This is a genomic window from Pinirhizobacter sp. (assembly GCF_035317885.1).
Classification (GTDB): domain Bacteria; phylum Pseudomonadota; class Gammaproteobacteria; order Xanthomonadales; family Rhodanobacteraceae; genus Pinirhizobacter.
On sequence record NZ_DATHFX010000083.1, the window covers coordinates 1 to 8,233 of the forward strand.

Consider the following 8,233-nt stretch of genomic DNA (forward strand, 5'->3'; position numbering starts at 1 on the left):
CAACGCGGCGCGCTGGCGATCGCCGGTGCACTGGCGCGCTGGGATGCCATCGGGCCGGTGCACGGGGACGAAACCCTCGCCGCCGCCCTGCAACGCACCGGCCGCGCCGCGCATGGCGCCCGGCGCGTGCTGGTGGTCACCGACGGTTTCAGTTGCGACGACGCCACGCGCGGCAGCCTGCTGGGCGTGGCCCGCCGCGCCGAAGTGCTTCTGCTGGGCGTGTCCGACGCGTTGGAGTTGAACGTTCCTCCCGCCGGGCGTTATCCCTTCGCGCACAACGGCGAGCGTTTCGAGGTAGAACTTCATGGCCAGGCCCAGCGCGAGGCCTTTGCCCTGGCCATGGGCGAGGGGCATCGCCGCCTGCAGTCGCTGGCCACGGAACTTGGCCTGCGCCATCGCATCATCGATACCGCCGCCGATCCACTCGATGGCATCGCCCACCTGCTGGGCAAGGGCGGCCCGCGATGAACCAACCTGGCCTGCAACTGCGCGACATCCATTTGCCGCCCCCGCCTGGCTGGTGGCCACTGGCAGCGGGCTGGTGGATCCTGATCGCCGCATGCCTGCTGCTGATTGGCGTGGTGGCGTGGTGGTGGCGCAGGCGCACGCTCGAACGCCGTCGACATGCCGTGGTGCTTGCCGAACTCGACCGTGCACGCCATCGCTACAGCGACGATGGCGACTTGCCTGCCTACGCCCGTGAGGTTTCCCAGTTGCTGCGCCGTGTCGCCCGCAGGCTTGATGCCGGCGTGGTGGTCCTGCAGGGCCGTGCCTGGTCGGAATCGCTGCAGGCCCTGGCGCCGAAAGTCGATGTGATGCCCCTGGCGGGCCTGGAAACGGCCCTGTATCGCCCCTCGGCCACGCTGGATGTCGACGCCGTCCACCGCAGTGCGGATGCGTGGCTGCGGGTGGCGCTACCTGCGCGCCGGAGGCACCGTGCCTGAGCTGCATCTTCCCCTGATCGCATGGCCCTGGCTTGCAGCGGTGTTGCCGCTGCCCTGGCTGCTGCGCTGGTGGTTGCGCCCGGAAGCACCGGGACAAGCGCTCAACCTGCCGCAACCGGGCCTGTCGCTGGCCACCGCGGCCGGCGGCCGTTCGCCACGCGGATCATGGTTCCTGCTTGGCCTTGCCTGGCTGTGCCTGGTGGGGGCGGCCGTCCGCCCGCAGTGGCTCGGGGCTCCCCAGGCGCAGGAGCACAGCGGCCGCGCGATGATGCTGGCGGTGGACCTTTCCGGCTCCATGGCGCAGGAAGACATGGTGCTGGCCGGCCAGCCGGTAAGCCGTTTCGCCGCGGTGAAGGCGATCGCCGGCGATTTCATCTCGCGGCGTTCGGGCGATGAACTGGGCTTGATCCTGTTCGGATCGCAGGCCTACCTGGTCACTCCGCTCACCTACGACCTGGATGCCGTGCACGCACAGCTGGCCGGCTCCGCCGTGGGCCTGGCCGGTCGCGAAACGGCGATCGGCGATGCGATCGGCGTGGCCGTCAAGCGGCTGGCGTCGTTGCCCACCCAGGCGCGCGTGATGGTGTTGCTCACCGACGGCGTGAACAACACCGGCGCGATCGAGCCGCTTGATGCGGCGCGCGCGGCGGAGGCTGCCGGGGTGCGGGTCTACACCATCGGCATCGGCGCCGACCGCATGACGGTGCCGGGCTTCTTCGGTTCCAGCGTGGTCAATCCGTCGGCCGACCTCGACGTGGGCATGCTCACCTCCATCGCCACCGACACCGGGGGCCGCTTCTTCCGCGCCACCGACACCAGCGCGCTGGCCGATGCGTATCGCAGCATCGATGCACTCGAGCCGATGCCGCGCCAGGGCCAGCCGCTGCGTCCGCATATCGAATTGTTCCGCTGGCCCCTGGCGGCGGGCCTCGTGCTGGTGTTGCTGGCATCGTTGTCGCGGATGTTCCGGCGGGGGGCGGCGGCATGAGCGCGCTTGCGGCCTTCCATTTCATCCAGCCGGCATGGCTGTGGTTGTTGCTGGCCGTTCCGCTGGGCGCATGGCTGCTCGCGCGTGGTCACGGCACGCCGCGCGTGTTCGATGGCCTGGTCGATTCCCGCTTGCTGCCGTTCCTGATGGAAGGCAAGCCTGCGCGGCAACGCCTGCCATTGGTATTGGGTACGCTTGCCGCGGTGCTGGCCATCGTGGCCATGGCCGGCCCCTCGTGGGATCGCCAGTTGCAGCCATTGTTCGCCGACCGTGCCGCGCAGCTGGTGGCGGTGTCGATGTCCTCGCACATGCAGTCGCGCGACCTGGTGCCCGACCGCGCCAGCCGCGCGCGCTACAAGGTGCGGGACCTCTTCGAAGCCAATCGCGACGGGCTGAACGGCCTGGTGGCTTACGCTGGCGACACCTTCCTGGTGGCGCCGCTCACGTCCGACGCGCACAGCACGGATGAACTACTCAATGCGCTGTCACCCGACGCCATGCCAGTGGACGGTAACGACGCGGCACGTGCGATCGACATGGGCGCCGATGCCATCGCGCATGCAGCCAGCCGCGGCGGTTCGCTGGTGCTGGTGACCGACGATGCCGACAAGAACGCGATCGCCGCCGCGGCTCGCGCCCGCGCCCGTGGCATCCGTGTTTCCGTGCTGGGCATCGGTACCGCCCGTGGCGGCCCGATCGCCGCACCCGATGGTGGCTTCGTCAAGGATGCGAGCGGCAACGTGGTGATGGCGCCGCGCAACGACGCTGCCTTGTCGGCGCTGGCCAGTGCCGGCGGCGGCATCTTCGTGCCGATGGATGAAAGCCACCGGGATATCGATGCCCTGCGCGGCATGCTGGTGGCCGATCCTTCCCAGGCGAAGGCGGAGAACGCCCAGGCATCCGACTGGCAGGACCGTGGCCCGTGGTTCGTGCTGGCGCTCTTGCCCCTGTTCGCGTTGATGTTCCGCCGGGGCTGGTTGTTGATTGCGATCCTGGCTGCAGCGCCGATGGTCGCACCCAGGGCCCATGCCGACGACATCTTCCACAATCGCAACCAGCGCGCCGCCGCGGCACTGGCTGCCGGCGATGCGTCGAAGGCCCGCGAATTGGCGACGGATCCTAACCTCGCCGCCGCGGCGGCCTACAAGGAAAACGACTACGGTGCGGCGGCCGATGGCTACGCAAAACTTCCGGGCGGCGATGCTGCCTATAACCTTGGCAACGCCCTGGCCAAGGCGGGCAAATACCCTGAGGCCATCGCGGCCTACGACCGCGCCCTGAAGTTGCAGCCAGGTCACGCCGATGCCGCCGCCAACCGCAAGGCGGTCGAAGCCTTCATGAAACAGCAGGACAAACAGCAGCAACAGAAGTCGAAGGACACCCAGCAGGGCAAGGATGGCGACGACAAGCAAAAGGGCGAGGGTGGCAAAGGCAAGGACAAACAAGGCGGCAAGCAGGACAGTGGTGGCCAGCAGCAGGCTCCGGGGCAGGGGCAGGGCGAGGATTCCCCGTCGCAGGGCCAGGGCACCGGCGAATCCAATGGCAAGGCGCCGCCATCGAACCCGGACCAGAACGACGCCGGCAAGGATGGCAAGGACGCCACGGGCAAGCTCGACAAGGAAGCGGAAGCCCGACAGGACGCCCAGGCCAAGGCCGCCCAGCAGGCCCTGAAGGAACAGATGGATCGCGCCATGGCTGGCAAGGCCAAGGCCGACAAGGGCGATGGCAGCCACGATCTGGGCGTGCAGGCGGAGGACGCCGACGGCAGTCGAAACCTGCCTCCCGCGATGCGCCAGGCCCTGCAACGCGTACCTGACGATCCAGGCGGCCTGCTGCGCCGGAAATTCATGCTCGACTACCAGCGCCGCCAGGGCGTGCAACCGGACGATGAACCATGATCACGGCGCGCCGCCTGGTTTTCCTGCTCGTCTTCGCCCTGTTGCCTGTGGCCGCGCTGGCACAGGTGGCGGCACGGGCGAGCCTTGACCGTACGCAGGCGCGGATGGGTGAAACGGTGGCACTCACCATCACCGTCGATGGACTCCAGCAGGCCGCGCCGCCCGACCTCTCGCCGCTGTCGGGTGATTTCACCGTGCTGGGCAGCTCCACCAACAGCAGCCTTTCGATCATCAATGGCCAGCGCACGTTGCGCACCGAGTTCGGCGTGGCCCTGCGGCCGAACCATCCCGGCACGATCACCATCCCCGCGCTCGATGTCGCCGGGCAACGCACTTCGCCGCTCAGCCTGCACGTGGACAATGCCAGCGCGGCAGCGCCCTCGTCACGGCAGGGGCCGGTGTTCCTGGAGGCCTTCTCCGACACCGACCACGCCATTGTCGGCCAGGCCATTTCGTATACGGTGAGGCTGCTCTATGCCCTGGACCTGGCCGACGGTTCGCTGGGCGATCCACAGACGGCGGGCCTGTCGATGCGCCGCGTCGGCAACGACAGTAACTACCAGGCGCAGCGCAACGGCACCTCCTACCGCGTGCTAGAGCGGCACTACGTGGTGTTTGCCCAGCATGCCGGCAAGCTCACCATCCCGCCGGTGAATTTCCAGGGCGAGGCGCTCGACCAGCGCGGCCAGGACCCTTTCTTCGCAGGGACCTCGCCGGTCTCGGCGGTGTCCAACACCGTCGAGGTCGACGTCGATCCCGTCCCCGATGCCGAGGCGAAGGGTACCTGGCTCCCCGCTTCCGCCCTTGCGCTGAAACTCGATGGCCTGCCGGCCGACGGCAAGGCGCATGTGGGTACGCCGCTCACGCTGAACCTCACGCTGGAGGCCACCGGCCTTCCCTTCGAGGTCCTTCCCACCCTGAGCCTGCCCGGGCTCGACGGTGCCGACGTCTATCCGGACAAGGCCAGCACCGGTACCCGCGACGATGGCAGCACGCTTATCGGCCGGCGCTCGCAGGCCTTCGCCGTGGTGCCGACCCGGGCCGGCACGCTGTCGATCCCCCAGATCACCCTGCATTGGTGGAATACGCGCAAGCGCGCGATGGAAACGGCGAGCGTGCCCGCGGCCCGCATCGAGGTCGCAGGTGCACCTGGTGCACCCGTGCCGGCCACGGGATCCTCCGCTGCCGCGGCGGCACCGGGTGCGGCGGCCGCATCCCATGAGCACGGACCGGTTGCCGCGCCATTTGCAGGCAGCGAAATGGTCAGCACGGTATCCCGGTGGAAGGCCATTGCCGCTGCGCTGACGGCGGTATGGCTGGTTACCCTGGTGCTTGCCGTCTGGCTGTGGCGGCGCCGTGGTCGCGCGCCGCGCCCCGGGCGCCTGGCCACGGATGCCGGCATGGCGGGTGGTCGCAAGGGTTTCCTCGCCGCCGTCACCACGGGCGATGCGGCGGGCATCGGCCAGGCCTTGCTTCGATGGGCGCGCGAAACGCGGCCGTCGGTGCGCAACCTGGGCGAGCTTGCCATGGCGCTTGCCTCGCCGGCCCAGCGCCAGGCCATTGAAGGCTTGCAGCGGGCGCGTTTTGCCCCGGGGGAAGCGATCCTTGATGCCCAGGCGTTGCGCCAGGCTTTCGAACCGGGTCTCGCCTGGGCAAGGGATATCGCGCCAGTGCACGAGGACCTTCCCCCGCTCTATCCCGGCGGCGGCTAGCTGCACGCCGTCAGGTCACCAGCGCGCGGCGCACCGCATCGGCCGTTTCGGTGTTGTAGCAGCACAGCGTGATGGCCAGCTCACGGGCCTGGGTCGCGTGAATGACTGCCACCGCCACGGCGGAAGCTGCCGCAACGGGGTATCCATAGACGCCACAACTGATGGCCGGGAAGGCGATGGAGGTCAGCTCCAGGCCCGAGGCGACCCGTATGGCATGGCGATAACAGGCGGCAAGCTCTCCGGCCTCGCCGTGGTTGCCGCCACGCCAGATGGGTCCCACAGTATGGATGACGTACCTGGCCGGCAGGTCGAAGCCTGGTGTCACCCGGACGTCTCCCACGCGGCATCGCACGCCTGGCGAGACTTCAGGTAGCGCCCGGCAAGCCTGGAGCAGGCGCGGACCGGCGGCACGGTGGATGGCGCCATCCACGCCCCCGCCGCCCAGCAACGGGGGTGCGGCCGCGTTGACGATGGCGTCTACTTCAAGCTGTGTAATGTCGCCTTCGACCACCTCGATCCACACGGTGCCCCCTTTGACCCATATCGCAAGTTCATGCGAACTATACTCAACCCCACGTTCAGAATAAGCAGCCGGCCATGGACATCAAGCTCGAAGACATCTCCTTCGGATACCTGATCAACGATGTGACCTTGCTGTTCCGCAAGCACTTCGATCGACGGGCCGTCCGTTTCGGCCTGACGCGCGCGCAATGGCGTGCACTGAAGGTCCTGCACCGGCGCCCGGGGCTGCGCCAGACGGAACTGGCCGAGTTCCTGGAAATGGAGCCCATCGCCGTGGGGCGGGTGATCGACCGCCTCCAGGCGGCAGGCTTCGTCGAGCGACGGGCGGATCCCGCCGACCGTCGCTGCTGGCGCCTCTACGATACGGAGCAATCGCGCGGCGTGATCGACGACATGGAAGACATCGCACGCAGCATCCGCCGGGATGCCACCACCGGCATTTCCCGTGAGGAATTGGAGCAATTGATGGGCACCCTCGAGCGCATGAAGGAAAATTTACAATCGCTGGAAGGTGCTGCGTCAACGGTTTAGCGCAGCTTATAGCGATTTGAAACCGCCAAAGGACGATTGGCAGGGCCCAACCGCACCGAACGCTGGCACAATCCGCGGGCTCACGGGGAAGCAGTCGAATTTCCCGTAATTCCATGAGGTTGGCATGTCGAAGAAGTCCTGGATCAAAGTCGTCGCCCTGGTTGCCGTGGTCGCCGCCGCGTGGATCGGCGTGCGCGCCTGGCATGGCGATGGAAAGGACGCAAAGACGGCCAACCGGGGCACCCAGGCGGTACCGGTGACGATCGCCCGCGCCACGCGGAGCGACGTGGACCTTGCCATCCGCGTGATCGGGCGCGTCGAGGCGTATTCCACGGTGACCATGCGCGCGCGCGTGGACGGCCAGTTGCAGGCGCTGCACTACACGCCCGGCGCCAAGGTGAAGCAGGGCGATGTCATCGCCCAGATCGATCCCTCGCTGCTGCAGGCGCAGCTCGCCCAGGCCAGCGGCAATGTCGCGCGCGACCGCGCGCAGCTGGTGAAGGCGCGTGCGGACAACTCCCGCTATACCGAGATGGTGGCCAAAGGCTACGTTTCCCGCGCCGACTACGACACCTTCAAGGCCAACCTGGGTGTCGCCGAGGCCGCGCTGCAGAGCGACCTTGCCGCCGAGCAGCTGACTCGCACGCAGCTGGCTTACGCGCGCATCGTCGCGCCCTTCGATGCGGTGGCCGGACAGCCGCTGGCCTATCCCGGCGCCACCGTCCAGGCCAACGTGACTGACCTGGTCGTGCTGAACCAGGTCAGTCCCATCCGCGTTACCTTCAGTATCCCCGAGGACAGCCTGCCGTCGGTACGTGCAGCGCTGGTCCGCGGACCGGTCGCGGTGTCTGCAAAGATCGCCGGCGACCTGGCGCCGCTCACCGGCGAACTCGAATTCATCGACAACGCGGTCACCACTACCACCAGCACGATCATGCTCAAGGGACGCTTCGCCAATGCCGATGGCAGGCTTACGCCGGGCCAGTATGCCGACGTGTCGCTGCCCACCGCGCGCATCGCAAGCGCCGTATCGGTGCCGGTGGTGGCGTTGCAATCCAACAGCAATGGATCGTTCGTGTTCGTCGTGGGGCCGGATAACAAGGTCAGGCAGACACCGGTGACCCCAGGGGCCACCTTCACCGACCGCGTGGTGATCGACAAGGGCCTGGAAGAAGGGCAGTCGGTGGTGACCGAGGGCCAGCTGTTGCTGGTCGACGGCAGCACGGTAAAGGCGCAGGGGAGCTGACGCGATGGCGCTGAACGTCCCGGAGATGTGCATCCGCCGGCCGGTGATGACCACGCTGCTGATGGCGGCCCTGGTGATCTTCGGCATCGCAGCCTATCCGAAGCTGCCGGTGAACGAGCTTCCCAACGTCGACTTCCCCACCATCAACATCAGCGCGAGCCTGCCTGGCGCTTCGCCGGAGACCATGGCCTCGTCGGTGGCGACGCCGATCGAAGCGCAGCTATCGACCATCGCCGGCATCGACCAGATGAGCTCGACCAGCGCGTTGGGCAGTACCACCATCACCGTCAGCTTCAAGCTCGACCGGAACATCGACGCCGCCGCGCAGGACGTGCAATCGGCCATTGCCGCCGCACAGCGCCAGCTGCCGCAGGAAATGCCCACGCCGCCCA

The 8,233-nt window shown here is 67.9% G+C and carries 9 protein-coding genes; 8 read left to right on the plus strand and 1 reads right to left on the minus strand.

Translation table 11 applies throughout. The features are described 5' to 3' along the window. The 5 genes from VK519_RS02580 to VK519_RS02600 all read left to right on the plus strand — a co-directional run. Window positions 1-468 (plus strand): DUF58 domain-containing protein (locus VK519_RS02580; RefSeq protein ID WP_524538972.1); only part of this gene is annotated, 468 nt, incomplete at its 5' end. Then, entirely contained in the window at window positions 465-944 is a 480-nt protein-coding gene (locus VK519_RS02585) for a DUF4381 domain-containing protein (protein ID WP_324347378.1), read from the plus strand. The genes VK519_RS02580 and VK519_RS02585, both read left to right, overlap by 4 nt. Window position 945: 1 nt before the next feature. Continuing rightward, the gene (locus VK519_RS02590) at window positions 946-1,932 is read left to right on the plus strand and encodes a VWA domain-containing protein (RefSeq protein WP_414692683.1); all 987 of its coding nucleotides are present in this window, start codon (window positions 946-948) and stop codon (window positions 1,930-1,932) included. After that, entirely contained in the window at window positions 1,929-3,830 is a 1,902-nt protein-coding gene (locus VK519_RS02595; protein WP_324347383.1) for a tetratricopeptide repeat protein, read from the plus strand. The genes VK519_RS02590 and VK519_RS02595 overlap by 4 nt, the downstream gene beginning before the upstream one ends. After that, the gene (locus tag VK519_RS02600; protein WP_324347385.1) at window positions 3,827-5,542 is read left to right on the plus strand and encodes a BatD family protein; all 1,716 of its coding nucleotides are present in this window, start codon (window positions 3,827-3,829) and stop codon (window positions 5,540-5,542) included. Before VK519_RS02595 ends, VK519_RS02600 begins: the two co-directional genes overlap by 4 nt. A gap of 10 nt (window positions 5,543-5,552) precedes the next feature. Here VK519_RS02600 and VK519_RS02605 read toward each other — a convergent pair whose 3' ends face one another. Further along, window positions 5,553-6,065 (minus strand): O-acetyl-ADP-ribose deacetylase, encoded by a 513-nt coding sequence (locus tag VK519_RS02605; protein WP_324347387.1) that lies wholly within the window; start codon window positions 6,063-6,065, stop codon window positions 5,553-5,555. A gap of 74 nt (window positions 6,066-6,139) precedes the next feature. On the opposite strand from VK519_RS02605, the gene VK519_RS02610 reads away from it, so the two are divergent. From VK519_RS02610 to VK519_RS02620, 3 genes are all read left to right on the plus strand, one after another. Continuing rightward, on the plus strand, window positions 6,140-6,595 hold the full coding sequence (locus VK519_RS02610; protein WP_324347390.1) for a MarR family winged helix-turn-helix transcriptional regulator: 456 nt from the start codon (window positions 6,140-6,142) through the stop codon (window positions 6,593-6,595). A 124-nt stretch (window positions 6,596-6,719) separates the two neighbouring features. Beyond that, window positions 6,720-7,841, plus strand: coding sequence for an efflux RND transporter periplasmic adaptor subunit (locus VK519_RS02615; protein ID WP_324347392.1), 1,122 nt, complete (start codon window positions 6,720-6,722; stop codon window positions 7,839-7,841). Window positions 7,842-7,851: 10 nt separating this feature from the next. Next, a partial coding sequence (locus tag VK519_RS02620; protein ID WP_324347394.1) for an efflux RND transporter permease subunit occupies window positions 7,852-8,233 on the plus strand: 382 nt, incomplete at its 3' end.

What these genes read in the sequence shown, in the direction of transcription:
- VK519_RS02610 (WP_324347390.1), top strand. Translation starts at nt 6,140, where the DNA reads ATGGACATCAAGCTCGAAGACATCTCCTTCGGATACCTGATCAACGAT.
- VK519_RS02615 (WP_324347392.1), top strand. Translation starts at nt 6,720, where the DNA reads ATGTCGAAGAAGTCCTGGATCAAAGTCGTCGCCCTGGTTGCCGTGGTC.
- VK519_RS02600 (WP_324347385.1), top strand. Translation starts at nt 3,827, where the DNA reads ATGATCACGGCGCGCCGCCTGGTTTTCCTGCTCGTCTTCGCCCTGTTG.
- VK519_RS02585 (WP_324347378.1), top strand. Translation starts at nt 465, where the DNA reads ATGAACCAACCTGGCCTGCAACTGCGCGACATCCATTTGCCGCCCCCG.
- VK519_RS02595 (WP_324347383.1), top strand. Translation starts at nt 1,929, where the DNA reads ATGAGCGCGCTTGCGGCCTTCCATTTCATCCAGCCGGCATGGCTGTGG.